Here is a 26,155-nt window from a genome sequence, read left to right as displayed (position 1 = left end):
CCTGGGCACGTCGTCGACGTGATCGGGTGCAGTCGGCCGGTTCATCCGACAAGGCCCGCCAGCCCGTGCGGCGCGGTGCCGTACAGCCGGGGAACGGCCACGGCGAGCTCCTCCGGTCCGAGCACGAAACCGTCGCGGGAGCGGTACCGCGCACCGGGCGACCAGCCCTCCATGCGGACGACCTCGTTGCCCTCGACCCGCAGCACCTGGCCGGTCAGCCAGCCCGCTGCCGGTGAGGCGAGATACACCACCAGGCCCGAGGCGTTCTCGGGGGCGAGCGGGTCGAAGCCGCCGTCGGTGGGCGCCTCGTCCATGATCGTCGCTGTCATTGGGGTGCGGGCGAGGGGGGAGACGGCGTTGGCGGTGACCCGGTAGCGGGCGGACTCCTGAGCGAGACTCAGCGTGAACCCGATGATCGCGGCCTTCGCGGCCGCGTATGCCGTCTGCCCCGGGTTACCCGCCATGCCCGCACCGGAGGTGGTGTTGACGACCCGGCCCGCGACGTCGCCGCCGGCCTTGGCCAGGCTCCTCCAGTACGCGCACGCGTGACGGGACATCGCATAGGTCCCCTTGACGTGGACGCCGAGGGTGAGGTCGAGATCCTCCTCGGTGGCCGAGGTCAGCATCCGGTCCCGGGCCACGCCGGCGTTGTTGACGAGGATGTCGAGGCGCCCGAGCTCCTCGACCGCGTGCTCGACGACCGAGGCGCAGGCCCGCCAGTCCGCGACCGACGAGGTGTGCGCGACCGCCTTTCCCCCGGCGGCGACGATCTCGTCGACGACCTCCACCGCAGGCGACGTGGTCTGGTCCGCCCGGGTGGGGACGTCGTTCACCACGACCGATGCGCCGGCGGCCGCGAGCGCCAGCGCGTGGGCCCGGCCGAGCCCGCGCCCGGCGCCGGTCACGATCGCCACGCGGCCGTCAAGAAGTCCCATGGGTGTGCCTCTTCTCGGTGCCGGTCTCGGATCTGCTCGCAGGGTCGATCCCGGGGTCCGGTGGGACGGGCAGCTCCACCACGGCCTTGCCCGACAGGGATCCGGCCTCCAGCGCCAGGAGCGCCTCGGGCAGCTGCTCGAACCGGAAACGCGACCCGATGTGGGGCCGGATCGTGCCGGCCTCGACCATCGCCCCGAGCTCGCGTGCGGTGGCGGCCATCGAGTCGACGGGACGTCGGAGCGGTCCGTTCCAGGCCACCCCCACGAGCGAGGTGTTGTTCAGCAGCAGGCGGTTCGTGCCGATCGTCGGGACGGACCCGGCCGCGAAGCCGAGGACGAGCAGCCGGCCCTCGGGGGCGAGGCAGCGCAGCGCCTCCGGCGTCACGCTGCCGCCCAGCGGATCGACGACCAGGTCCACGCCGTCCGGGGCCTGTGCGAGCACCTCCCGACTGAAGCGCTCGCCGAGCACCACGACGTCGTCAGCCCCGACCGAGACGGCGACCGGAACCTGCTCCGCGGTCGCGACGCCGGCCACCACCCGCGCGCCGCTCGCGCGGGCGATCTGGACCGCCGCGCTCCCGATCCCGCCCGCGGCGCCGAGCACCAGCACCCGCTCGCCCGCCACCAGCCCGCCCCGGACCCGCAGGGCGAAGTGCGCGGTCTGGAAGTTGATGACCAGGGCGACGGCCGAGCCGAAGTCCGCGCCCCGGGGGACCGGGACCACCCGGTCCCCGGGGACGTCCACCAGCTCGGCGTAGGCACCACCCTCGACGTAGCCGCAGACGGCATCCCCGGGTAGCCAACCGGTGTCCGGGGATGCCGCGGCGACGATCCCCGCCACCTCCCGGCCGGGGACGGCGGGCAGGCTCGGCAGACCCTGGAGCCGACCCCGGGTCGTGAGCAGGTCCGGATGGTTGATGCCGATCGCGCGGGCCCGGACCACGACCCGGCCCGGTCGTACTGCCGGCTCCTCGGTGACCACCGGGCGCAGTGCCCGGGGGCCACCGAAGGAGTCGAGCCGGTAGGCGCGCATCACCCGATCGCGAAGAACGGATCGGTGCTCTTCTCACCGAGGATGAACGGCTGGATGTCGTGGTAGGTGCCGTCGTAGGCCGGCACGACGTCGCCGTTCTTCACGACCGAGAACCCCATGTAGGGAGCGAACAGGCGGGGGAAGCCCGGCACCCGGGACTGGGTCGTGAAGTTCAGCGGCGGACCGGTGTCGTCGCTGTTCGCCGACGTGGTGGCACCCAGGGCCTGCTGGAGATTCGCGCCGGTGACGTCCTTGCCCTGCGAGACCATCTCGCGGATCGTGTTCGAGAGCACGGACATGGCCACCCACACCGGTTGGGCCGTTGTGGGGGAGTGCTTCTGCTTGTCCACGGTGGAGTACGCGGCGATCGCGTCGCGGAAGCCCTTCCACTGCGGGCCCTGGACGTTGGTCACCAGCCCGGTGACGACCGTGCCGTCCCACGTCGCGGGGTTCTGCGAGACGAGCTCCTTCGTCAGGCTCGCGTTGCTGATGATCCGCGAGAAGGTGATGCCGGCCTGGGGCAGCGCCGCGCCCAGCTGGGCGACGAAGGTGTCGGACGTCGCGCCGATGATCAGGCAGTCGCTGCCCTTCATCTGGGCGACGATCGGGCCGATGTCGCTGACGTTGGTCGGGTAGGTGATGACCCGGACACCGACACCCTGCTTCGTCAGGCCGTCCTGCTGCGGCTTAGCGCGGGCGACCAGGGACTCGTTGGTCACCAGGGCGACGGACCGGCACCCCTCCTTGACCGCGGCGGCGACCTGTCCCATGCCCTGCTGGAGCGAGCCGACCGTCACGGGGAACGAGTTGGTGTTGGTGAAGGCGTCGGGGGTCTGTGCGGTGCCGGGGACCCAGGGGATCCTGGCGTCCGCCAGGACCTGGAGGAAGGCCGGGCTCTCGATCGCCCAGCCCACCGTGGCCACGGCCTTGTCCGAGACGGCCTGCCGGGCGCACGCCGCGGTCTGCGTCGGCGACGCCTGGTTGTCGCACGTCGTGATCTGCAGGGGACGGCCGTTGATCCCGCCCGCCGCGTTGACCTGCTTCGCATAGGCCTGGGCGACGTCGATGAACTGGGGCAGCGAGACGAGCTGCGCGTCAACCGGTGCCGTCGCCATGACGACGATCGGCGCCCCGGACGGTCCACCGGACGTGCCGGCGGCACCGGGGGTGCCGCTGCTGCAGGCCGCCAGGCCGAGCAGGCCGGCGGCGACGGTCGCGGCAAGGCCGCCGACCCTTCGCCGGTGACGCACCGGTGGGGGCACAGCTCCTCGATTCGCGCGATTCGGGATGGTCAACGACTGCTCCTCTCTGAGCAGGAGACCCGTCGGAGCGATCGCCCACGCCGGTCGAGCCGCCACGCTGACATAGTTTACCAAGTAGAGCAAGTGCTCTTCCTGTATACATACAAGGATAACCTGGTTAACCTATTGCACTCGCTGGGATTGCGTGATTGGGTCGGCCGCGACCAGAGGGCTCGCACAGTGGGGAGCAGTCGATGCGAACGTCGCAGAGCGCACTCGTCGTCATGGATTTCCAGGAGGCGATCGCCGCAGGGTGCCCGGCCGCGCCCATGGCCCTGAAGAAGGCCGTCGAGGCGATCTCGCTGGCCCGGGCGGCGACCATGCCCGTGCTCTTGTGTCGGGTCGCCCTGCGCGCCGGCGGTGCCGGCATCGGCTCGGGGAACGCGATGTTCACCGCCGTGGCGGGCAGCGGTGCGTTCGCGCCGGGGTCCCCGACGGCGGAGTTCTGCGCCGGGATCGCGTCGGAGGACGCGATCGTCGTGGACAAGCGTCGGGTCAGTGCCTTCGCGGGGAGCGACCTCGACGAGGTGCTCTGTTCCCTGGGGGTCGGGACCGTCGTGCTCGCCGGTCTCCACACGAGCGGTGTCGTGCTCTCGACGCTGCGCGCGGCGGCCGACAAGGACCTCGCCGCCGTGGTGCTCTCCGACGCCTGCGCCGACCCGGACCCGGTGGTGCACGACGTTCTGATGGAGAAGGTGTTCCCGGCGCAGGCGACCGTGCAGGACGTCGACGGCTGGGCCGCGGCCCTCGGTGAGGGCCGGTGACCGAGGTGGCGATGGCGCCGACCGCGGCGGAGATCGACCGCTGGGTCGCCGAGAAGGTCTGGCGGACGGACAACCTGCTACACGTGCTCGACGCGCACGCCTCGGCTCACGGTGATCGGCTCGCGGTGGCCGACCAGCACCGCAGGCTGTCCTACCGCGAGTTCGCCGACCGGACCGCGGCGCTGGCGGCGTGGCTCGTCGGGCTGGGTCTGCCGGCGGGCGCCGTCGTGGCGGTGCAGTCGCCCAGCAACGCGACCATCCCGCTGATGCACTTCGCCTGCGACCGCGCGGACCTGACCTTCCTGCCGCTGTCGGACGCCTGGCGCGAGCGCGAGATCGGACACCTCCTGGAGCGGTCCGGAGCGAGGGTGGTCGTCGTCCCGCCGGACCGCGACGACGTCCGGTACTCGGCGATGATCGCCGGGCTCCGGGCGGACCTTCCCGCACTCGAGGTCGTCGCCTCCTTCGGGCCGGGTGCCTCGGTGGACCTCGACGAGGTCATGCTCCGGCCGGCGCGGCACCGGGGGACCGGTCTCGCCACGCAGTCGCTGCCGCGCATGTGCATGGTGACGTCCGGGACATCGGGATTCCCGAAGATCTCGCTCTACAGCGACGACAACCTCTGGTTCTTCCTCTCCGTCTACCGGGAGACCCTGGGAGTCGGTGAGCAGCCCGAGGTGTTCGCCGGCATCGCCCCGGCGAACACCGGATCGACCGGCTACCTCTTCCCCGTGCTGACGCCTCTCCTCTTCGGGTCGAGCAGTGTCATGCTCGAGCACTGGAACCCCGTGGCCGCGCTCGACCTGCTGGCCGAGGAAGGCGCGTCCGTCGCCGTCGCGGTGCCCACCCAGCTGATCAAGATGCTCGACGTCGCGAAGCGGCGTGGGATGCGGCTTCCCGCACTGCGGGTGCTGTCCAACGCGGGCGCTCCCATGCCGCCCGACGTCGCCGCGGAGATCGACGCCACCCTCGGCCAGGTCCTGCCCATGTACGGCGCCACGGACGGCGGTGTCCCCACGATGACGACCGTCGACGATCCGCCCGGGAAGCGGCACCGCTCGGTCGGTCGGCCCCTGCCCCACACCGAGCTGCGGATCGGGGAGGGGGCCGGTTCCGAGGTGGGCGAGATCCACTGGCGAAACCCCATCAAGAGCTACGGGTACCTCAACGACGCCGCCCAGACGGCGGCCGCCTTCACCCCCGAGGGTCTCTACCGGTCGGGTGACCTGGGCCGGGTGGACGAGGACGGCTACCTCCACGTCGTCGGGCGGGTCAAGGATCTGATCATCCGGGGCGGGCAGAACATCAGCCCCCGGGAGATCGAGGACGTCGTGGTGGAGATGGCGGAGGTCCTCGAGGTGGCGGCGCTCGGGGTGCCCGACCCGGTCTACGGCGAGCGCGTCTGCCTGTGTGTCGTGCCGACCGGACCCCTCACTCTCGACCGGGTGGCCGCCCACCTGCGGACACGGGGCCTCGCGGAGTTCATGGTGCCCGAGCGGTTCGAGGTGTTCGACGAGTTCCCCACCAACTCTGGTGGCAAGGTCAGCAAGGTGGACCTGCGGGCACTCGTCCTGGCCCGCGCCGCTCCGAACCCCGAGGAGGCCGTCCGGTGACGCTGCTGGAGACCTATGCCAGTCTCAACCCGTCCTTCGTGGCGGACGGCGTGCTCGAGCTGCTGTTCGACGCGCCGAACCTGAACGCGGTCACCGCCGAGATGCACGCGGACCTGGGGCACGTCTGGCGGGACATCGAGCGGTCGCCGGAGGTCCGCAGTGTGGTGCTGCGCGGGGCGAACGGCACCTTCTCGGCCGGCGGCAGCTTCGACGTCATCGACCGGGCGATCGAGGACCCGGCCTTCCGCACACAGCTGCTCCGGGAGACGCGGGACATCGTCTTCGCCATGATCGAGACCACGAAGCCGGTCGTCTCCGGCATCCGGGGAGTCGCGGTCGGCGCCGGGCTGGTGGTGGGTCTGCTCGCCGATGTCTCCGTGGTCTCGCGGACGGCACGCCTCGTCGACGGGCACACCCGGCTCGGCATCGCCGCGGGGGACCATTCGGTGATCTCGTGGCCTCTGCTCTGCGGCATGGCGAAGGCGAAGTACCTGCTCCTCACCTGCGAACCGGTGACGGGGGAGGAGGCCGAGCGGATCGGCCTCGTCTCCCTGTGCGTGGAGGACGACGAGGTCGACGTCCGGGCGCTGGCGATCGCGACGAGGCTGCGCCACGGTGCCCAGGACGCGATCCGCTTCACCAAGCAGTCGCTGAACCACTGGTACCGGGCCAATTCGGCGGCCTTCGACCTGTCGGTCACGGCGGAGATGTTCGGGCTCGGCACCCCGGACGTCCGGGAGGGGGTGGCGTCGCTGCGGGAGAAGCGGGCGCCCCGATTCGGATGAACGCATCAGGTCTCGCGGCCGGCTGTCCCTTGCGCCGAGTAATGTCTAACTTATGTCCCTAGGTGAGTCCGAGCGCGTCCGCGTGCCGAAGGCTGCGGAACTCGTGGCGATGCGACTGCGCAAGAGCATCGTGGAAGGCGAGCTGACCGACGGGGATCTGCTGCCCACGGAGGCGATGCTCACCGAGCGCTACGGGATCAGTCGTCCCACCCTCCGGGAGGCTCTACGGATCCTCGAGTCCGAGGCGCTCATCGAGGTGCGCCGGGGCAGCCGGGCCGGTGCCGTCGTGCGTCCGCCGAAGGGTGAGGTGGCGGCCCGCTACGCGGGCTTCCTGCTCGAGTACCGGGGGGCCACGCTGTCGGACGTCTTCACGGCCGCGGCGTCGATCGAGAGCCAGTGCGTGTCCGCGTTGGCGGCCAACCGGACGGAGGAGGATCTCGCCGCGCTACGGGAGGCGCTGGCGCGCGAGACGTCCGCGGGGTCGATGGAGGAGTCGCTCGCGGCCCAGAACGAGTTCCACGGGCTCGTCATCCAGCGCACCGGCAACATCACGATGGTCGCGCTCGCCGAGATGGTCCGCCATGTGATCGACCGTGCCACGACCAAGGCACTCGAGCGTGAAGGAAGGTCGGAGCGGCAGTCCGAGGCCCGGCACAAGAGCGACCAGACCCACCGCAAGCTCATTGCGCTGCTCGAGGCGTCGGACGCCGACGGCGCCAGCGAGCTGTGGGAACGCCACGTCCGGGAGACCAGCCGCTATCTCGAGAAGGTTCTGGACAGCCAGGCCGTACTCGATCTCTTCGACTGACCCGCCGCCTCGCGCGGCCATTGCGTGCCGGCCCTCGCCGGTCTACCCTAGATAGTTAACTAGGTCAGCTATCTGAAGGGCGTCGGCATGATCACGACGATCGGCACGTACCTGCCTCCGTGGGCCGGGCGGACGGGCCGCCGGGCGGGGCCCGACGAGGACGCGGTCACCCTGGCCGTCGCCGCGGGGCGGCTGGCTCTCGGCGCAGCGACGGGGCAGGTAGTCGGCCGGGTAGTTCTGATCTCGCGGGAGCTCCCGCTGCTCGAAGGCGGCAACTCGGCGGCCCTCACGGCCGGTCTGGGCCTGCCCCGCGGTGTCCGGGTCGTCGAGCAGCTCGGCGGGGCCGCCGCGACACTCGACGCTCTGCTCGAGTCCCCCGTCGCCACGCTCGTCATCGGCGCCGACGCGGGCGAACCGGCGGGGGCGGCCGCGGCGGTCGTCGGCGCGGGAGGGCTCGACGTCCGGTACGTGAGCCGGATCAACCGATCGCTGCCGGTCCGGTCGCGGGACAGAGCCGGGGGGTTCCACGACTACGAGGACCCTCGGCTCCTGCGCGATCGCGGCGCTCTTGCGTCCCTCGCCGAGCTCGGCCACCCGAAGCTCGACGTCGTCGCCGGCGTGGGCGGCCGGGAGGCCGGGGACCTGTCGTCCGGGTCGCCGCTCGACCTCCCGACGGTGGGCGCGTCGTCCGTGCTGTTCGCGCTCGCCGGGGCAGCCTTCTCCCCGGGAGCAGTGCTGGCCGCCGTCGACCAGGCCAGCGTCACCGTCGTCGAGCTCGACGGAGGGCACGTCGCCGTCCGGCGGGACGAGCGCGCCGCTCGCCCCGCTCCGCCCCTCACCCTCACACCGGGCCCGCCGATCCCCGTCTCGCTGAGCGCCTACGACCGGGCCTTCCGGGCGAAGCTGGGATGGCGGGCGAGCACCGACGCCGACACCGGCGAGCTGCGGTTCCCACCCAGACCCCACGGGGCCGTGCGGGACGCCGCGGGAGAGGTGGTCCTCGTCGACCTGCCGCGCCGCGGCGAGGTCTACACCTCGAGCACCGTCAACGTCCCGGTCCCGGGCAAGGCCACCCCGTACCAGCTGGTGATCGTCGAGCTCGACGGGATCGGTGTCCGGGCTCTCGCGTCGACCACCGGCACCGCGGCGGCGGTGGCGATCGGGGCGCCGGGCGAGATGGTCCTGCGCCGGATCGAGATCCGTTCCGGCATTCCCGACTACGGCTACGCCTTCCGGCCGGACCAGGAGATCACGGTATGAGACGGTGCGCGATCGTCGGCGCGGGCATGACCCGGTTCGCCGAACACTTCGACAAGGGGATGAAGGATCTGCTCCCGGAGGCGCTCGACGAGTGCCTGCGCAGTGTCGACAAGGGCGCCGCGAAGGCGGACATCCAGGCGGCCTGGTTCGGTCAGCTGCAGACGAGCGACGGGTTTCCCAGCGGGGTCCTCGCCGACTCGTGCGACCTGCTGGACATCCCCGTGACCCGTGTGGAGAACGCGTGCGCGACGGGCAACGACGCACTGCGCAACGCCGTCTTCGCCGTCGGGTCGGGAGCGTTCGACGTCGTCCTGGTCATCGGCGCGGACAAGATCCGTGAGTCCTCCGCACGCACGACGTTCTGGGAGTGGGCCGGCATGACCCGCGACATGGCCTGGGACTACCCGCTGGGTCTCATCGCCCCCGCGAACTTCGCGCTTCACGTGCAGCGGTATCTCCACGAGAGCCCGGCCACCCGGGAGCACATGGCGATGGTCGCGGTCAAGAACCACCGTCACGCGCTGAACAACCCGAAGGCGCAGCTGCGCTTCGAGATCTCCGTGGAGAAGGTCCTCGGCGCGCCGATCGTCGCCGACCCGTTCGGGCTCTACGACTGCACCCCCCAGAGCGACGGCGCGGCCGCGCTCCTCGTGGTCGCGGAGGACCGGGTCGACCGGTTCACCGACACTCCGGTGTGGGTGCGCGGGGTCGGGCTCGGGCTCGACCGGGTGATGCACCAGCACAAGCGCGACATGACCACGTTCCCGGCCACGGTCCGCGCGGCCCGTCAGGCCTTCACGATGGCCGGCATCACCCCGGACCAGGTCGACGTCGCCGAGGTCCACGACTGCTTCTCCGGGGTCGAGATCATGTCCTACGAGGATCTCGGGTTCGCCGACCGGTTCCAGGCCTACCGGCTGGTGGAGGAGGGAGCCACGAGCGTGGGCGGGCGGATCCCGGTGAACCCGAGCGGCGGCCTGAAGGCCAAGGGGCACCCGCCGGGTGCGACCGGGGTCGCACAGTGCGTCGAGATCGTGGAGCAGCTGCGGGGTGAGGCCGCGACCCAGGTCGACGGGGCCCGCCTGGGGATCGCGCACAACATCGGTGGACCCACCGCGGTGTCGGCCGTCTCCGTGCTGTCGATCGACAAGGGCTGATCGCGAGGAGGCCCGCCCGGTCGCCGTCTCGCGGGGACCGGGCGGAGCCACGGGGAGCGCCGGGCCGGGCGCCTCAGCGCGGCGCCCGGGGCAGGCCCAGGATCCGTTCGGCGAGGATGGTGCGCTGGATCTCGCTGGTCCCGCCGAGGATCGTCTGGGCGTGCCCGACCAGCATCCGCTTCACCAGCGGCTGTTCCTCCTCGAGCGCGGCGGGTCCCAGCGCGGCGATGCCGAGGTCCGCGATGTCGCGGTAGGTCTCCGAGGTCAGCAGCTTCAGCACGGAGAAGGTCGATCCCGACGGGTCGGTACCCTCCTCGATGGCGCGTTCCCAGGTCACCCGCATGAGCCAGACCCGGATCCAGGCCTCCACGATCTGGTCGCGAAGGGCGTCGTCGAGTCGCCCGTGCGCAGCCGCGGCGGTCTCGAGCTCCACGATGCTCTCGAACATGCCGACCGCGTTCGCCCCCAGCGAGAGCCGTTCACGGCCGAGCGTGGCCTTGGCGACGGCCCATCCGGCGCCCGGCGTGCCGATGACCTGGTCGGCGCCGAGTACGACGTCGTCGAGGAAGACCTCGTTGAATTTGCTCTCCCCGTCCATCTGTCGCAGCGGGCGGACCGTGACCCCGGGGCTGCGCATCGGCACGACGAACGCCGACAGCCCGCCCGGCCCCGGCCCGCCGGAGCGGGCAAGCAGGATTCCCAGGTCCGCGCTGTCCGCGGCACTCGTCCACACCTTCTGCCCGCGGACCTGCCAGCTCCCGTCCGGTCGCTCGACCGCCCTGGTGGCGACGGCGGCGAGATCGGATCCCGCACCCGGCTCGGAGAACAGCTGGCACCAGAGGTCCCGGCCGTCGCGGATGCGGGCGAGGTGACGCTGCTGCTGGGCGGGGGTTCCGAAGCGCATCAGCACGGGGCCGACGAGGTCCGGGCCCACCATCGACAGCTGACGCGGCACCCCGGCCCGTGCGCACTCCTCTGCGAAGGCGGCCTGGTCGGCGACCGAGGCGTCGGGCCCGCCGTGCTCGGCCGGCCAGTGCAGGCAGGCGTAGCCGTGCTCGGCGAGGGTCGCCTGCCAGTCGCGACCGGCCCGCACGTCGCCGTGCGACGGGGTCGGGCCGTAGTCGTGCAGGCCGGCCGGCCGGGGCGCCGTCTCCAGGAAGCGCGTCACGTCCTCACGGAATCTCACAGACCCACCAGCACCTTCCCGGACGCCCGCAGCGCCCGTCTGTGCTCCGCCGGCTGCCCCAGCAGTACGGCCGAGCCGCGTGATCGTTTGACGTGCAGCTGGGCCGAGTGCTCCCAGGTGAAGCCCGTTCCGCCGTGCAGCTGAACGTTCGTCGAGGCGCAGGCGAGATAGGCCTCGGTGCACACCGATCCGGCGATCAGCCGGGAGACCACGCCGGGGTCCGCGTCGGGCCCGGGCGGGTCGTCGAGCTCCTGGGCCGCCCGTCGCGCGGCGGATCGCGCGCTCTCGACGCGCAGCAGCATGTTCGCGCAGTGGTGCTGCACGGCCTGGAACGACCCGATCGGACGGCCGAACTGGACCCGGGTCCGGACGTGGTCCACGGACCGTTCGAGACAGGCCGCGGCACCACCGGTCTGCTCGGCGGCCAGCATCGTGACACCCACACCGTGTGCGGCGAGCACCGCCTCGGGTCCGCCGACCATGACGGCCGGGGAGTCGTGGAGGACCACGTGACCCACCCGGCGCGTGCGGTCCGATGTCGCGACCGGCTCGACGGACGCGACGTCGGCCCGCTCGACGGCGAACAGGCCGACCGTCCCGCCGGCGTCCGCCGTGACCAGGAACAGGTCCGCGACGGCGGCGTCGAGGACGTAGCGCAGGCGCCCGGCCAGGCGCCAGGCCGGGCCCGACGACTCCGCGGAGACGCCGCTCGGCGGGTCGTACCAGCTCCCCGAGCCGGCCGCCGGCGCGGCGACCGTGACGATCGTCGTGCCGGCGGCAAGGCCTGGCAGCCATCGGCTGCGGGCCTCGTCCGTCGAGGCCGACAGGGCCGCCGCCGCCAGGGTCGCGGTGGCGAGGAACGGCACGCAGGCGAGGGTGCGGCCCAGCTCCTCGTGCACTACGGACTGCTCGGTCCAACCGGCACCGGAACCACCGAGCTCCTCGGGGACGGCCAGTCCCAAGAGCCCGACCTGTGCCATGGCGGCCCAAAGCGCACGGTCGAAGCCGTCGCCGTCCATGTGTTCCCGGACCTGCTGCTCCGTCGCCAGGTCGGCGAGCACCGACCTCGTGACGTCCCGTAGCGCGGCACGCTCGAGGGTGTCCGTCACGGCACCTCCAATTACTTGTGGAAGTTAACTAGGTTACATGTTAACGTCGCCGCTGCCGGCGACGCAATCGCCCGGCCCTCCCCTCACCGGCGAGTTGGAAGGAGCAGTGACGCGATGGCCGTCACGGAAACGTCGGGCTCGCTGGGACAGGTCCAGCGGGTGGCCGACTCGTTGCAGCGTTCGATCAGGCACGCCGAGTCCGAGTACGTCGTGCCGTTTTCGACCGAGATCGTGATGGCCACGGTCTCGTCCCCGGAGTCCCTGCGCTGGTCGGACGATCTGGTCTGGATCGCCCCCCGGTTCGGCGGTAACGGCTCGCTCGCGCTCGAGGCCGCCACCGACCGTGCGGGCGTCACGGCCCACTACGAGTGGGTCAAGGGTGCGGGCGAGCGGGACCGCTACGACCTCATCGCCCGCCTGTCGACGGACTGGTGGGTCATCTGGGACTCGGAGTGGCGAGGTGTCTCGCCCTTCACCGGGGAGCGGGTGGAGACCGAGGCCTTCTCCCTGCACTTCACCGACGGCGACGGGATCAGCGGGGAGATGACCTCCCTGCGGCTCCGGCCGCCCGTCGACCAGTCGCACGCGGAGCGCGTCCAGCTCTTCAAGGACTACTTCGCCGCGGCCGAGGCCAACGACGTCGAGCGCCTGGTCTCGCTGTTCAGCCCGGCCGAGTACATGGGCACCGCGGTCCGGAGGTACTTCGGCCCCGAGGGGCCCGAGCTCGCGTTCCTCCCGGACCTCGCGGATCTCCGCCGGCACTACGAGGACGTCCGGGACGCCGTCACGGTGACCGGGGTGAGCATCACCAACTGGTACATCAAGGACTGGTACCTCTTCGCCGAGGTCTGCTGGTCGCTGGAGACCCGGAGTGGGGACCGGATCGGGATGTCGACGGCCGAGGTGCTGGTGTTGGCCTCGGACGGCCTCATCTCGGGACGCCTCGGCTACGGCACCCGTCCCGAGCCGCTCCCCGCATGACCGAGCTGCTCGGGGTGGCGGTGCTCGGTCTCGGGCTGAGCTCGCTGTACGCCCTCGCGTCGCTGGGCCTGGTGCTCACCTACCGTGGCTCCGGGGTCGTGAACTTCGCCCAGGGTGCGATCGGTCTGTGCGCGGCGTTCGTGTGGTTCGAGCTGCACGTCAACGGTTCCTGGCCCTATCTGCCCGCGCTCGTGGTCGCCGTCGTCGCGGCGGCGATCCTCGGCGCGGTGATCCATTTCGCGTTCATGCGGCCGCTGCGGACGGCCTCGGCCATCGCCCGGACGGTCGTGACGCTGGGCCTGCTGATCACACTGCAGGCGGCGGTGATCCTGCGCTACGGCTCGGTGGTGAACACCGTGCCGAGCGCTCTCCCGACCACTCCGTTGTCCGTCGGCGGGGTCACGGTGCCGGTCGACCGGCTCGTCCTGATCGCCGTCGCCGCCGCCCTGACGGTGGCGCTCTGGCTCGTCTACCGCTTCACCGGGTTCGGCCGCAGCACCAGCGCGGTGGCCGAGGACCAGACGCTCGCCGGCGCGGTCGGGGTCTCGCCCGACGTCGTCGCGGCGGCGAACTGGGCGCTGTCGAGCGCGCTCGCCGCGCTCGCCGCGATCCTGGTGGCGCCGATCATCACCCTCCACGCCAGCTCGATGACGACCCTGGTCATCGGGGCCCTCGCGATTGCGCTGATCGCCGGCTTCCGCTCGTTCCCGGTCGCCTTCGCCGCGAGCGTCGTCCTGGGCGTCGGCCAGACGCTCGTCACCCGGCTCGTGGACCAGCCGGGCGCGGCGGCGGCGGCCCCCTTCGTGGTCATGATCATCGTGATGACGGTGCGCGGGAAGGCGATCCCGCTGCGGGACCATCCCTTCGCCAAACAACCCCGCGTCGGGAGCGGTCGGCTGCGGCCCGGCCCGGTCGTGGCGGGGGCGATCGTCACCACCGTCCTCGTCCTCACGCTCTCCGAGGCGTGGGTGCTCGCGATCGGCACGACGCTCGCGGTGGCGACCTTCCTGCTCTCCTTCGTGGTGCTGGTCGGGTACGTCGGCCAGATCTCGCTCGCCCAGTGGCCGCTGGCCGGCTTCGGTGCGTGGGTGGCCGGGCGGCTCATGTCCGCACACGGAGTCCCGTTCCTGCCGGCCCTGGTGATCGGCGTCGTCGCCACCGTCGTCCTCGCGGTCGTGATCGCGCTGCCCGCCGTCCGGGTGCGGGGCATCAACCTCGCCATCGTCACCTTCGGCCTGGGGGCGGTGCTGGAGTTCCTCCTGTTCACCAACTCCGAGTACACCGGTGGCATCGACGGGACCGCCGTAGACATGGAGCTCTTCGGCTGGTCGTTCGACGGTGGACTGCACCCCTACCGCTACGTCGTGGTGACCTTCGTCGTGCTCCTGCTGCTGTCGGTGGTCGTCACCAATGTGCGTCGCGGGCTCGTGGGACGGCGGATGTTGGCCGTGCGGACGAACGAACGGGCCGCCGCCGCGCTCGGGATCGGTGTCACCTCGGTGAAGCTCTACGGCTTCGCGCTGTCGGCCGGCATCGCGGCCGTGGGCGCGGTGCTCGTCAGCTTCTCGGTCGGGATCGTGGACTACGCCCAGTTCTCCTCCTTCGGGTCGACGGTCTACCTGGGCCTCGCCTACCTGGGCGGGATCGGGTTCCTGGCCGGGCCGCTGCTCGGCTCCCCGCTGGCCCCGAGCACCATCGGTACGCAGTTCGGGAAGGACGTGCTGGTCGGGTTGGGGGCGTATCTCCCGCTCATCGGCGGCATCGCGCTCGTTCTGACCGTGGTCGCCAACCAGGACGGGGTGGCGAACGACCTCGCCCGTATTTCCCGGCGGGTCGTGGACCGCATCGGCCTGCACCGCCGGTCGAACGGGCGGGCCCGGCCGGTCGCGTTGCCGGAGAGCCCTGTCGCGGACCGCGGCCGGGTCCGGCCGGCCCTGCTCGAGGTCGAGGGGCTCTCAGTCAGTTACGGCAGCACGGTCGTGCTCGACGGGGTCTCGCTGGACGTGCGGCCCGGCGAGGTGCTGGGCCTGATCGGGCCCAACGGCGCCGGGAAGACCACGCTCATCGACTCGATCACGGGCTTCACCCGGCCGACCGCGGGCACCGTGACCCTGGATGGCGCCGACCTGCTGGGGCGGTCCCCGTCGGCTCGCGCCCGGGCCGGGATCAGCCGCGCGTTCCAGTCCCTCGAGCTGTTCGAGGACCTCACCGCGCTGGAGAACATCATCGCGGCCACCGATCCGGCCAGCCGCGCCTGCTACGTCACCGACCTGCTCCGTCCGGCACCGGTGCGGCTGGAGCCCGGAGTGGTCGACGCGATCCGGGAGTTCCGGCTCGAGGACGACCTGGACCGGCCGGCATCGGACCTCCCGTACGGCCGACGGCGCCTCCTCGCGATCGCCCGTGCCGTGGCGAGCGGCCCGAGCGTCCTGCTGCTCGACGAGCCCGCAGCGGGCCTGTCCGGCGAGGAGTGCCGGGAGCTCGCGCGGGTCGTCCGCAGGCTCGCCGACGAATGGGGGATGGCGGTGCTACTCATCGAGCACGACGTGGAGTTCGTGATGGAGACCTGTGACCGGCTCGTCGTCATCGACTTCGGCCGGGTGATCAGCAGCGGCGATCCCGCCGTGGTGCGACACGATCCGGCCGTGGTCGAGGCCTACCTCGGTGGGGGAAGCGCGCCACTCGCGCTGAACGCGGAGCGGACGTCGTGAGCGCTGAACGCGGAGCGGACGTCGTGAGCACGGGGGCGAGGGCCGCGGCGGACGTGCCCGTCGTCGCCGAGGTGCGCGGGATGTGCGCCGGCTACGGGAATGTCGCGGTGGTCAACGATGTCGACCTGGTCGTCCGGGCCGGACACGTCGTGACGCTGCTCGGCCCCAACGGCGCCGGAAAGACCACGACGTTGCGCGCGATCGCCGGGCAGATTGGCCTACGGAGCGGCGAGGTCCGCTTCGCGGGCCGGGCGACCCGCATGCCGATGCACCGGCGCGTCCGGTCCGGGATGGCGTACATCCCGGAGAACCGGGCGGTCTTCCGCAGCCTGAGCTGCCGGGACAACCTGCGCCTCGGCAGCGGCGGCCTGGCCGCGGCACTGGCCGTCTTCCCCCAGCTGGAGAAGCGGCTCGACGTGCCGGGCGGCCTGCTCTCCGGCGGGGAGCAGCAGATGGTGGGGCTCGCCCGGGCACTCAGCCGGCGGCCGCGACTGATCATCGCCGACGAGCTGTCGCTCGGGCTCGCCCCGTTGGTCGTCGACGAGCTGCTCGCCGCGATCCGGAGCGCCGCCGACGACGGCGCGGCGGTCCTTCTCGTCGAGCAGCACGTCCGGAAGGCGCTCACGATCGCCGACGAGGGTCACGTCATGAACCGCGGCCGGATCGCGCTCTCCGGGAGCGCCGCCGAGCTGGTCGAGCGCATCGACGAGATCGAGGGCGCCTACCTCAGCCTCGCGACGGCGGACGAGGGATGACGCTGCTGCGGCTGCGGAACGTGGGTGCTCTGGAAGAGGCCGTCGGAACACCGCTCGGGCCCGGGTCCTGGCACACTGTCGGACCCTCGAGCGCGGAGTCCTTCGCCGGGGCCACGGGCCGCGGCACTCCGCCCGATGTGGTCGACGGGCTGTTGACGTTGTCGCTCCTGCCTCGTCTGGTGAACGAGATGCGAACGGTCGAGAACGTCCGGATGGGGGTCAACTACGGCCCGAACCGGGTGCGGTTCCCGGCCGCCGTCCCGATGGGTGCCCGGGTCCGCGCCCGGGCGGTGATCATCGGCGTCGAGCGGCTGCCCGGTGACGCGGCCCAGGTGGTGACCCGGGTAGTCGTCGGTCTCGAGGACAGTGTCGATCCGGCCTGCACCGCGGACCTCGTCGTCAGGTACTACTTCGCCAGGGAGCCGTGAGCACCGATGTCCCGTCCTAATGCCCTTGCCGGTGCCCCGGGTGAGCCGGCGCCGCACCTGCGGGAGTCCGCGGTCCCGATCCGGAGCCTCGTGCACGTCGGGGCCGAGCCCGCAGCGTTCGAGCAGGCGGTCGGAGCAGGTGCGGACGCGCTGTTCTTCGACCTCGAGGAGCCTCGCCTCCCGTACGGACCCGACGAGATTACCGAGGCGCGGGCAGCAGTCCGCGACTGCCTCGACCGGTTGCCGGTGGGCCGGGGTCCGCTGGGCTTCGTCCGCGTCCACAGCCCCTGGTCAGGCGAGACCCTCGCCGATCTCCGGGCGGTGCTGCGGTCGTCGTTGACCGGCGTCATCCTGCCCAAGACGGCCGGGCCGGCCGACGTGATCGCGCTCGATGCGCTCCTGACCTGCGTCGAGCACGAGGCCGGGCGTGCGGTCGGTGAGCTGCAGATACTGCCGTTCCTGGAGACTGCCCAGTCGATCAGGGTGGCCTACGAGATCGCGACGGCCTCGCCCAGGGTCACGTACATGGGGGGCATGGTCTCCCGGTTCGGCGACGTTCACCGGGCGATCGGATACCGCTGGACCCCGGAGGGCGGGGAGTCCCACTACCTGAGGTCGAAGGTGCTGATCGACGCCCGGGCGGCCGGCATCCGCTACCCGATCAGCGGGGTGTGGGGTGGCGAGCCCGACGATCTCGAAGGGCTCCGACGGTGGAGTGGACAGCTCCGCGACCTCGGGTACTACGGCATGATCGTAAGTCCGGCGGGTGTCGGTGTCGCCCATGAGGTCTTCTCCCCGACCGCGGAGGAGATCGCCTCGTGGATGGCGCTCGTCGAGGCCGACGGTGACGCGGGCTCGCCACCCGATCGCCATCTCTCCTACGTTGAGTCCGCCCGGTCCAACCTGCAGTGGGCGAGCCGGCTCGGTGGAGGAACTGGTACTGCCTGATGGACCTGGCCGCGTCGCTCGCGGCGCCTGCAGGAGGGCCGGAAGCGCCGAGGCTCGAGATCGCCGGAGCACGGGCGTGGAGCCCGAGGCGGCGGTCCGGCCGTCACGGCGAGCCCATCGCGCGTGACGCGCTGCGCCGAGGCCGTCCGACGATCTCGGAGATCGCGGCGAAGACGGGCTACCAGTCGGAGCGTGCATGTGGTGCGCCTTCAGCCGCTGTCCCAATTCGGCGACGACGTGGGCGTTGATGCACCGCGAGCGGATCGTAGAGCGGGGCCGGCGGGCGTGATCTACGACGCCCTGGAACGTATTCGCGGCGGCTCAAGCGCGACGTGCTCTTGGCGGATGGCGATAGACGGCGCGCCGGCTCAGCGATGGGCCTCGGTTGACGGCGACCGATGCTTTCAACTACCGTCCGGCTGGCCGGTTGGTCGAGAAGATTCGACAGGCTTGGTCCGGTGAAAATAGAGGAGTGACAACGCTAATATGTGTCCGCAAAACCGACCGGCTGGCCGGTCGATAGAGCCGTTGCCCACTGATCTGGAGCTGCTGTCCCCGGCCAGGGTTGCGGACCCGTATCCGGTGTACGAGGTGCTGCGGGCTCAGGGATCGGTCGTTGAGGTGCCCGAGCAGGGACTGTGGCTGGCCACGACGTACGCGGCGTGTCTGGAGATCCTCGGTGATACGGAGCGGTTCTCGTCGCGGGAGTCGTTGTCGGGTCGCAATCAGTTCAAGGCGCACCCCGAGGCCGCCTCGGTGCTGCGCGGCGGTCCCGGCTATCCGCGGGTACCGACCTTGATCCTGACCGACCCGCCGCAGCACACCCGCTATCGGAGGCTGGTGCAGCGCGCGTTCGCCCCGGCGAAGACGATCAAGCAGTTGCGGCCGGAGCTCGAGCGCATCGTCGACGAGCTGATCGACGGCTTCGTCGACCACGGGAGTTGCGACTTCGTGGCCGAGTTCGCCTATCCGCTGCCGATGCAGGTCATCAGCCTGGTCCTGGGCATCCCGCCGGAGATGCGGGACACCCTGAAGAGGTGGTCGGACGACTTCATCGCGGCGCAGGCTGGCAACATTGACGCCGAACGGGTCGCGTCGGCGGCGGCGAGCACGGTGGAGTTCGAGCACTACGTCTCCGACGAGTTCGACCGGCGCGCCGCCGCCCCCGACCGCTACGAGCGGACGGACTTCCTGTCGCGGCTGGTCGTGGAGGACGAGGCGAGCTCCCCCGAGGAGCGGCTCAGCCGGCAGGAGCAGCTCAGCCTGGTGCAACAGATGCTGGTGGGCGGCAACGAGACCACCACGAATCTGCTGGGCAACGCCATGGCGATCCTGGCTAACAACCCGGAGCAGGCCGAGCGGCTGCGCGCGGACCTCACGCGGGTCCCGGAGTTCGTGGAGGAGGCGCTGCGCTACCGCTCCCCTCTGCAGGGCCTGTTCCGCATGACGACCCGCGACACGCAGGTCCAGGGCATCGACCTCCCCGCCGGGGCCAAGGTCATGGTGCTGTTCGGCTCGGCGAACCGGGATGAGGGCGTCTACTCCCGGCCGGGGTTCGACCCGGACCGGGACAACCGCTCGAACCCGCACCTGGCGTTCGGCCGAGGTGCGCATGCCTGTATGGGGCAAGGGCTCGCTCGGGCCGAGGCTGCCACCGCGGTGGCCCGGCTGGTCGGCCGGCTCGCGGACATCCGCCAGGTCCCGGGCAGCGTCTGGGCGCCGGTCGAGCTGTTCGGCTTCCACGGCCACCGGGTACTGGACATCGAGTTCATCGCACGGAAGGCCTGACCGGCGGTTCCGGATCCACCACCTCACCACGTCGACGAAGACAGGAGGAACCGTTGTGAGCGTCACGAGCAGCGGTAGCGAGATCGAGCGGAAGGCACTGGAAGCCTGGCAGGCCGAGCGGCTGCGGGACACCGTGGCTCACGTCGTCGGGAACTCGCCGTACTGGGCGCGGCGGTTCGCCGACGCCGGGATCGACCCGAGTTCGGTGACTACTCCGGCGGACCTGTACCGGTGCCCGACCCTGACCAAGCGCGACTACATCGACGTGCTGGCCGAGAGTCCCGGGGACTACGGGGGCCTGCTATGCGAGCCGCTCGCTGATGTGATGGCCAACGGCGCGAACTTCTACCGCACGACGGGCACGTCGGGGTTGCAGGGCCGGTTCGTCAACACCGACGAGGGCAGTGCCGTCTACGGCGCGCAGGGCGCCGAGCTGCTGCGTTCGGCCGGGGCGGTCGCGGGCGACACAGCGCTGCTGGCGTTCCCGCTGGGGTTGTGGGCGGCCGGCTGGGGCCTGTATTACGGGGCCAAGCAGGCGAAGATCGTCGTCGTGGCGGCGGGTTCGCCTACCGACACCGCCGGCCGCGTGCAGTTGTTGCAGGACTACCGGCCGGCGGTGGTCGCCGTAACCCCCAGCTACGCGCTGACCCTCGGCGGAGCGCTCGTGGAGGCCCACGTCGACCCGACAACGTTGGGAGTCAAGGGCCTTCTGTTGGGGGGTGAAACCTTCTCGCGGAGCCGCCGAGACCGCATCGAGGAGCTGTGGGGTGTCCCCGGCGGGACGCGCAACTTCTTCGGCATCAGCGAGGGCGGGCCCCTGTTCGCCGTGGAATGTGCCGCGCAGGACGGGCTGCACCTGTTCGAGCGCGACACGATCCACCAGTTCTGGAAGCCCGACAGCACCGAGCCCGCAGCACCGGGTGAGCTGGCCGAGCACGTGTTCACCAGCATCGCGCATCGGACCATGGCGACCTGGTTCAACTTCCGGACCCGCGACGGCGCCGTGTACTCCGATGAGCCCTGCCCGTGCGGCAACCCGAGCCGCCGGATGTGGATCAAGGAACGGCTCGACGACATGGTGAAGATCCGTGGGATCAACATCTTCGCGTCCGCCGTGGAGCAGATCCTGTCCGGTGTGCCGGGCGCATCGTTGCAGTTCCGCCTGGTGGTTGAGCGGGAGAACGAGCACGACACGGTGACGGTGGAGGTCGAGATGGACCCCGCCGCCGACAGCGCCGGGCTGGAGGCCGCGGCCGCGGCGGCGCTGCGGACGGCGATCGGCACCCGGCTCGATGTCCGGGCGGTGGCCCCCGGCACCCTGCCGACGACCGAGCTCAAGGCCCGCCGCTGGCTCGACAAGCGCCCGAAGGACTGAGCCGGTGACGACGTCCCCGATCTCACCGACCTCCGCGGTCCCAGCGGCCGGGCGGACGGCCGGTCCCTACCACTACGAGGACTTCGAGCCCGGCCGGTTGTTCGCCCACCACTGGGGGCGCACCCTCACCGAGGCCGACGCGGTGCTGTTCGCCACCCAGACCCACCAGTACCAGCCGGCACTGTTCAACGCCGCGTACGCGGCGCACCTGGGCCACCGGGACCGGCCGGTGAGCGAGCTGCTCACCTTCTCCGTCGTGCTCGGCCTGTCGGTCGCCGACCTCACCGAGTCCGGTGGCCCGTTCCTCGGCGCCGACGAGATGAGCTTCGGCGTGCCCGTGTACGTGGGGGACACGCTGGATGCCACCAGCGTCGTCGTGTCCCGCCGCGAGTCGGGCAGCCGGCCCGGTTGGGGCGTCGTGCGGTGGCGCACGGTGGGCACCAACCAGCACGGCGACATGGTCGTGCACTACCAGCGCTCCAGCCTCGTGCGCCGGCGTCCGGAGGAGACGGGGGCGGACACGTGACCGTCACGACCGCGGCGTACTACTTCGAGGACATCGAGCCGGGGCTGGTGGTGGAGCACCGCCGTGGCCACAGCGTGTGCACGGCGGACAACCAGCTGCTCTCGCTGTTGACGATGAACACCGCGCAGACCCATTTCAACCGCGACTCGCTGTCGTCCTACATGGACGGTGCTTTTCCCGAGCCGCTGCTCAACGCGTGCGTCGCGCTCGCGCTCGCTGTCGGGCTGACCACGGACGACCTGAGCGCCAACGCCCTGGCCGACCTCGGATACGCCGAGTTCCGGATGCCGGCCCCGGTGTTCGTGGGGGACAGCCTCTATGCCGCCAGCGAGGTCGTCGAGGTCGCCGACGTCCCCGACCGGGCCGACGCCGGCGGCGTCACTTACCGGATCACCGCCCGCTGTGGTGACACGACCGTGCTCACGGTGCGGCGCCACGTCCTGATCAAGCGCCGGTCGCACTGGCTCGCCCGCGACGAGGAGTTCCTCCGGGCCGTCCATGCCGCCGGAACCGCGCTCCTCGGGCGCGGCTGACCATCGAAGGAGGAGATGTCGTGGACATCGTCATCGACTGGGGTCTGTGCGAGAGCCACGGGCAGTGCGAGTATGTGGCCGGGAAGGTGTTCCGGCTCGACGACGAGGGCGATCTGCACGTCGCGGAGGACGTCGGCGAGGAGCTGCGTCCGCAGGTCGAGCTCGCCGTGAACGTCTGCCCGGCCCAGGCCATCGCGATCCGGGGCTGACGGGTGGCACCGACGCGACGGATCGCGGTCGTCGGGGCCTCCCTGGGTGGGCTGCGCACCGCGGAGGCGCTGCGGACGCTGGGCTACGACGGCCAGCTCGTCGTCGTCGGTGAGGAGCCGCACGCCCCGTACGACCGCCCGCCCCTGTCGAAGGACTTCCTCACCCGGCCGATGTCGGTCGACGAGCTGACCCTGCGCTCGCGGGACCGGCTGGACATCGACTGGCGGCTCGGCGTGCGCGCGACCGCGCTCGATCCCGGCGCTCGCTCGGTCCGGACCACCGACGGTGTGCTGTCCGACCTCGACGGCGTCGTGATCGCGGCCGGGGCCGCGGCCCGCACGCTCGAGCTTTCCGGGCTGGCCGGGATCCACACCCTACGGACCGCCGCGGACGCCCTGGCGATTCGTGAGTCCCTCGCCGTCGCCGCGCGCGGGTCCGGGGCCGTGGCGATCCTCGGGGCCGGACTTGTCGGTTGCGAGGTCACCGCGAGCTGTCGTGAGCTGGGTCTGTCCGCCGTCCTCGTCGATCCCGCTCCGCGGCCGATGGCCCGCGCCCTGCCTGGCGTCGTCGGCGGGCTGATGGCCGAAGAGCACCGCCGGGAGGGCGTCGACCTGCGGCTTGGCACGACAGTCACCAGCGTCCGTGGCAGGAACCGGATCAGCGGCGTCGAGCTGAGTGACGGCACCTCGGTGGAGGTCGACGCGCTGGTCGTGGCCGTCGGATCGGTGGCTGCGACCGGCTGGCTGGCGGGCTCCGGCCTGGACCACGTCGACGGCGTGCTCGCCGACGAGTGGTGCCGGGCCCTCGGCGGGGGCGGGCGGGTTGTCGCCGTCGGCGACGTCGCGCGCACCCCCCGGCCACGGGGTGGGCCGGAGCGCGGCGAGCACTGGTCCCTTGTGGTGGAGCAGTCGCTCGTCGCGGCCAGGGCGCTGCTCGGCGACCTGTCCCCGGGTGTGCCCGCCGTGCCCTTCTTCTGGTCCGACCAGTACGGCCGCCGGCTGCAGATCGTCGGCAGCCCGCGCGACACCGACGCGTACTCCGTCGAGACGTCCGAGCAGGGGTGGGCGGTCTCGTTCACCCGGGACGACCGGCTCGTCGGGCTCGCCGCGCTCGACTTGCCCGGCCGTGTGGCCGCCGCCCGCCGGACCCTGCGGACCGCGTCGGCTCTCGCCCGCTCGAACCACGGAGGGGCATCGTGAGACCGAGTCCTGATCTCACCGCCACCCCCGTCACCGACCTGCTCGATCTCGGGGGCCGGACCGCGGTGGTCACCGGCGCCGCCCGCGGGATCGGCAGGGCCTGCGCCCTGCGGCTGGCCGAGGCCGGCGCACGCGTCGTGGGGGCCGACCTCGTTTACGGCGACGGCACCGAGGAGGGGATCGACGGGATCGCCGCACGGCACGTCGACGTGACCGACCCCGACAGCGTGGGCGCGGTCGTGGACCGGGTCGTGCAGGAGACCGGACGCCTCGACATCTGGGTCAACGCCGCGGGCATCTTCCCCCGGGGCGGCGTGCTCGAGCTCGGCCTCGAGGATTGGCGGACCGTGTTCGCAATCAACGTCGAGGGCAGCTTCCTGGGCGCGCAGCTCGCCGGCCGGCACATGACCGAGGCCGGCGGTGGCGTCATCGTCAACGTCGCCTCCACCGTCGCCCACCGGGTTAATGGCAACGCCGCGCATTACCGCGCGAGCAAGGCGTCGCTGCTCTCGCTCACCCAGAACCTCGCCGTCGAGCTCGGGCCGGCCGGCGTCCGCGCCCTCGCCGTCTGCCCGACCCTGACCCTCACCGAGGGGGTGCAAAACCTGGCCGGGACCGATCCCGTCGGGCTGGAGCGATTCGGGGCGCGGCTGCCCCTCGGCCGCGCCGCCGTGCCCGACGACGTCGCCCGCGCGGTGCTGTTCGCCGTCAGCCCCATGGCCGGCTACATGACCGGCAGTGCCCTCTACGTCGACGGCGGGGAGCTGCACAGGTGAGCCATCATCGCCGTCCGGTGGCTCCTTGCCGGAAGTCCCTGCCGGGAACAGTACGATCGATGGTGGGTGACCGGCTGGCCGGTCATCGATGGTGAGGTGGACGGAGGCCGACCGATGAGCGTTGCGCACGACAATGATGGCGAACTCACGGATGCCAAGCGGCTTATCGTCCGGCACGCCGCGGCCCTGTTCCGTCGGAAGGGGTTCCTCGGGACCTCCATGCGCGACATCGCCGACGCCGTCGGCATGTCCAAGGCCGGCATCTATCACCATTACCCGACGAAGGAGCGGCTGCTCCAGGACATCGTCGGAGTGGGAGCAGACGCTCTCGACGCACAGCTTCGCGAGGTCATGGACTCCGGAGCGTCGACCGAGGATCGCCTCGACTGCTACTTCCGCAGCCGGATGCGCACGATCGCGGAGTATCAGGACGTTCTGACTGTCATCTGGCAGGAGCGGCCGACCATAGGCGACGGCCTGTTCGAGTCCGTCGCCCGCCGGCTTGAGCGATACCGTGCGGGCGTAGTCGAACTGATTGCCGAAGGCCAGAGGTCCGGAGTCGTGCGTGCTGACCTCGATGCCCACCTCATGGCGCTGGCTGTCGACGGGATGACCGGTTGGGCCTACCTCTGGTATCGCGACAACGGTGGCCAGACGCCCGAGCAGATCGGTGGAGCTTTCTGGTCGATGCTCTGGGACAGCATGCGGAGCGGGTAGCCCCGCTGAGGAGGAGGCCGAGGACACGATCGCGGCCATCCGATGTGCGGACTGCGGGCCTGCTGACTACCTGGTTGGGGTCTCGCTTCGGTGGGGGGTCTGTCCGCGCAAGTTGGCCTTTTGGATCTTGCCGGTGGACGAACGGGGAAGTCGTCGACGAGGGTGAGTCGGCGGGGCATCTTGAACGAGGCGATCGTCCCGCGCAGGCGGTCGAGCAACCGCTGCGGGGGCGTCGTGGTAGCCGAGCATGATCGTCGGGCTGTCCACGCGGATCTCGCCGACGACGCCGGTGGAGGCAGACTGTCCGTCCGGGCCGACGACCGGACCGACGCGCCGTTCAGCCCGATCCCTTCGGAGCCGGCCGGCTCCGCGGTGCTCCAGTCCAACGGCGTGGAGGTGACATTGCCGGACGCCTCGGTCAGCCCGTAGAGGTTCATCAGGCGGGCACCAGGGTCTGCTCGACGCGGGTGAACACAGTCGGCGGGCCACCACCCCACCAGGCGGACCGGAGGGTGCGCACGGGAACTGGGGGCAGGCCGTCGGGCCCGCGGCGTCGGCTCTGACCGCCGGGCTGGCGTGGCGTTCGACGACGATGCCGGCGACTTCTCCTGTGCCGTCCACGCTGTACCGGCGTCGGGCGCTGCCGAAACGTCGATGATTCCGCTGTGCACCAGGTGTTGTGCACGTCCTTCCGGGCCACCGGCACGAGAATGACTCCACCCGTGGCCGCGCCCGGGTCCTGCAGGAGGTGGTGAACGGGACGCTCGTCTCCGGCGGCTGGCGGTCTCCTGAGGTCCACGATGCTCTGGGCCTCTGCCCGTCCTGCAAAGGATATGCGTCGGACTGCCCGACCTGGGTGACATGGCGAGCTACAAGGCGGAGGTCCTGCACCAGGCCTACCGCGGTGGGCTCGTCCGAGATCGCACTGCGCGCTGGGGTGGCTCCTCGCACCTCCGCACGTGGTTCGAACAGCACGAACGCCCCGTCGCGGGTGACCCGGTGCTGTTCTGGGTCGACACCTTCACCGAGGTGTTCTCCCCGGAGGGCGGCATCGCCGCTGTCACGGTCCTCGAAGGCGCAGCTACCATGTCGAACTCAGTGCCCGCGGCCTGTGCTGCGGCCTGACCTGGATCAGCACCGGGCAACTCGACACAGCCCGTCGGGTCCTCGGCAGGAGTGTCGCCGTCCTGGCGCGATCCGCGGGCCGCCGGGATCCCGATCGTCGTCCTCGAGCCCCTCGTGCGCAGTCGTGTTCCG

At 71.4% G+C, this 26,155-nt stretch carries 25 protein-coding genes; 20 read left to right on the top strand and 5 right to left on the bottom strand.

Annotation, left to right across the window (positions count from 1 at the left end):
* Positions 1-41: 41 nt before the first annotated feature.
* Genes ABD324_RS18250 through ABD324_RS18240 form a run of 3 tightly spaced genes read right to left on the bottom strand, consistent with a single transcriptional unit; the run spans position 42 to position 3,218 of the window.
* Positions 42-935, bottom strand: a complete 894-nt coding sequence (locus tag ABD324_RS18250) for an SDR family NAD(P)-dependent oxidoreductase (protein ID WP_344418208.1) — start codon at positions 933-935, stop codon at positions 42-44.
* Positions 922-1,968, bottom strand: coding sequence for an NADPH:quinone oxidoreductase family protein (locus ABD324_RS18245; RefSeq protein WP_344418206.1), 1,047 nt, complete (start codon positions 1,966-1,968; stop codon positions 922-924). The genes ABD324_RS18250 and ABD324_RS18245 overlap by 14 nt, the downstream gene beginning before the upstream one ends.
* On the bottom strand, positions 1,968-3,218 hold the full coding sequence (locus ABD324_RS18240; RefSeq protein WP_344418204.1) for an ABC transporter substrate-binding protein: 1,251 nt from the start codon (positions 3,216-3,218) through the stop codon (positions 1,968-1,970). Before ABD324_RS18240 ends, ABD324_RS18245 begins: the two co-directional genes overlap by 1 nt.
* 245 nt (positions 3,219-3,463) lie before the next feature.
* Between ABD324_RS18240 and ABD324_RS18235 the strand changes: the two genes are divergently transcribed.
* From ABD324_RS18235 to ABD324_RS18210, 6 genes are all read left to right on the top strand, one after another.
* Positions 3,464-4,033 (top strand): cysteine hydrolase family protein, encoded by a 570-nt coding sequence (locus ABD324_RS18235; protein ID WP_344418202.1) that lies wholly within the window; start codon positions 3,464-3,466, stop codon positions 4,031-4,033.
* A complete protein-coding gene (locus ABD324_RS18230) occupies positions 4,030-5,646 on the top strand; it encodes a class I adenylate-forming enzyme family protein (protein ID WP_344418200.1) in 1,617 nt (538 codons plus the stop codon). The genes ABD324_RS18235 and ABD324_RS18230 overlap by 4 nt, the downstream gene beginning before the upstream one ends.
* On the top strand, positions 5,643-6,431 hold the full coding sequence (locus ABD324_RS18225) for an enoyl-CoA hydratase/isomerase family protein (RefSeq protein WP_344418198.1): 789 nt from the start codon (positions 5,643-5,645) through the stop codon (positions 6,429-6,431). The genes ABD324_RS18230 and ABD324_RS18225 overlap by 4 nt, the downstream gene beginning before the upstream one ends.
* A gap of 52 nt (positions 6,432-6,483) precedes the next feature.
* Entirely contained in the window at positions 6,484-7,239 is a 756-nt protein-coding gene (locus ABD324_RS18220; protein WP_344418196.1) for a FadR/GntR family transcriptional regulator, read from the top strand.
* Between the two features lie 87 nt (positions 7,240-7,326).
* A complete protein-coding gene (locus ABD324_RS18215; protein WP_344418194.1) occupies positions 7,327-8,499 on the top strand; it encodes a Zn-ribbon domain-containing OB-fold protein in 1,173 nt (390 codons plus the stop codon).
* Complete coding sequence (locus ABD324_RS18210) at positions 8,496-9,656, top strand: thiolase C-terminal domain-containing protein (RefSeq protein ID WP_344418192.1); 1,161 nt, start codon at positions 8,496-8,498, stop codon at positions 9,654-9,656. Before ABD324_RS18215 ends, ABD324_RS18210 begins: the two co-directional genes overlap by 4 nt.
* Before the next feature lie 73 nt (positions 9,657-9,729).
* Here the strand turns inward: ABD324_RS18210 and ABD324_RS18205 are convergent, their stop codons facing one another.
* Positions 9,730-10,824, bottom strand: coding sequence for an acyl-CoA dehydrogenase family protein (locus ABD324_RS18205; RefSeq protein ID WP_344418190.1), 1,095 nt, complete (start codon positions 10,822-10,824; stop codon positions 9,730-9,732).
* Positions 10,825-10,838: 14 nt separating this feature from the next.
* Positions 10,839-11,951, bottom strand: coding sequence for an acyl-CoA dehydrogenase family protein (locus ABD324_RS18200; protein WP_344418188.1), 1,113 nt, complete (start codon positions 11,949-11,951; stop codon positions 10,839-10,841).
* Between the two features lie 114 nt (positions 11,952-12,065).
* On the opposite strand from ABD324_RS18200, the gene ABD324_RS18195 reads away from it, so the two are divergent.
* The 14 genes from ABD324_RS18195 to ABD324_RS18130 all read left to right on the top strand — a co-directional run bounded on the left by ABD324_RS18195 (position 12,066) and on the right by ABD324_RS18130 (position 26,023).
* Positions 12,066-12,932, top strand: a complete 867-nt coding sequence (locus tag ABD324_RS18195) for a hypothetical protein (protein WP_344418186.1) — start codon at positions 12,066-12,068, stop codon at positions 12,930-12,932.
* Positions 12,929-15,643, top strand: coding sequence for an ABC transporter permease subunit (locus ABD324_RS18190; protein ID WP_344418184.1), 2,715 nt, complete (start codon positions 12,929-12,931; stop codon positions 15,641-15,643). Before ABD324_RS18195 ends, ABD324_RS18190 begins: the two co-directional genes overlap by 4 nt.
* Positions 15,640-16,398: an ABC transporter ATP-binding protein gene (locus ABD324_RS18185; protein WP_344418182.1), complete on the top strand. Its 759-nt coding sequence runs from the start codon at positions 15,640-15,642 to the stop codon at positions 16,396-16,398. The genes ABD324_RS18190 and ABD324_RS18185 overlap by 4 nt, the downstream gene beginning before the upstream one ends.
* A complete protein-coding gene (locus tag ABD324_RS18180) occupies positions 16,395-16,826 on the top strand; it encodes a MaoC/PaaZ C-terminal domain-containing protein (protein ID WP_344418180.1) in 432 nt (143 codons plus the stop codon). The genes ABD324_RS18185 and ABD324_RS18180 overlap by 4 nt, the downstream gene beginning before the upstream one ends.
* 6 nt (positions 16,827-16,832) lie before the next feature.
* Positions 16,833-17,774 carry an HpcH/HpaI aldolase/citrate lyase family protein gene (locus ABD324_RS18175; RefSeq protein WP_344418178.1) on the top strand — a complete coding sequence of 314 codons (942 nt, stop codon included), beginning with the start codon at positions 16,833-16,835 and terminating at the stop codon, positions 17,772-17,774.
* 528 nt (positions 17,775-18,302) lie between these two features.
* Positions 18,303-19,562 (top strand): cytochrome P450, encoded by a 1,260-nt coding sequence (locus ABD324_RS18170; protein ID WP_344418177.1) that lies wholly within the window; start codon positions 18,303-18,305, stop codon positions 19,560-19,562.
* 55 nt (positions 19,563-19,617) lie between these two features.
* Positions 19,618-20,937: a phenylacetate--CoA ligase family protein gene (locus ABD324_RS18165; RefSeq protein WP_344418176.1), complete on the top strand. Its 1,320-nt coding sequence runs from the start codon at positions 19,618-19,620 to the stop codon at positions 20,935-20,937.
* 4 nt (positions 20,938-20,941) lie between these two features.
* Positions 20,942-21,463 carry a MaoC family dehydratase gene (locus ABD324_RS18160; protein ID WP_344418175.1) on the top strand — a complete coding sequence of 174 codons (522 nt, stop codon included), beginning with the start codon at positions 20,942-20,944 and terminating at the stop codon, positions 21,461-21,463.
* Complete coding sequence (locus tag ABD324_RS18155) at positions 21,460-21,996, top strand: MaoC family dehydratase (RefSeq protein WP_344418173.1); 537 nt, start codon at positions 21,460-21,462, stop codon at positions 21,994-21,996. Before ABD324_RS18160 ends, ABD324_RS18155 begins: the two co-directional genes overlap by 4 nt.
* 20 nt (positions 21,997-22,016) lie before the next feature.
* The gene (locus ABD324_RS18150) at positions 22,017-22,205 is read left to right on the top strand and encodes a ferredoxin (protein ID WP_344418171.1); all 189 of its coding nucleotides are present in this window, start codon (positions 22,017-22,019) and stop codon (positions 22,203-22,205) included.
* Positions 22,206-22,208: 3 nt separating this feature from the next.
* Positions 22,209-23,405: an NAD(P)/FAD-dependent oxidoreductase gene (locus tag ABD324_RS18145; RefSeq protein ID WP_344418169.1), complete on the top strand. Its 1,197-nt coding sequence runs from the start codon at positions 22,209-22,211 to the stop codon at positions 23,403-23,405.
* On the top strand, positions 23,402-24,181 hold the full coding sequence (locus tag ABD324_RS18140) for an SDR family NAD(P)-dependent oxidoreductase (RefSeq protein ID WP_344418167.1): 780 nt from the start codon (positions 23,402-23,404) through the stop codon (positions 24,179-24,181). Before ABD324_RS18145 ends, ABD324_RS18140 begins: the two co-directional genes overlap by 4 nt.
* A gap of 114 nt (positions 24,182-24,295) precedes the next feature.
* Positions 24,296-24,898, top strand: a complete 603-nt coding sequence (locus tag ABD324_RS18135) for a TetR/AcrR family transcriptional regulator (RefSeq protein ID WP_344418165.1) — start codon at positions 24,296-24,298, stop codon at positions 24,896-24,898.
* 861 nt (positions 24,899-25,759) lie between these two features.
* Positions 25,760-26,023, top strand: a complete 264-nt coding sequence (locus ABD324_RS18130) for a hypothetical protein (RefSeq protein WP_344418163.1) — start codon at positions 25,760-25,762, stop codon at positions 26,021-26,023.
* Positions 26,024-26,155 lie beyond the last annotated feature (132 nt).

It is taken from the genome of Pseudonocardia ailaonensis (assembly GCF_039531635.1).
Lineage (GTDB): Bacteria > Actinomycetota > Actinomycetes > Mycobacteriales > Pseudonocardiaceae > Pseudonocardia > Pseudonocardia ailaonensis.
Note: the sequence above shows the minus strand (reverse complement) of the source record. Positions and strands in the feature narration are given on the sequence as shown.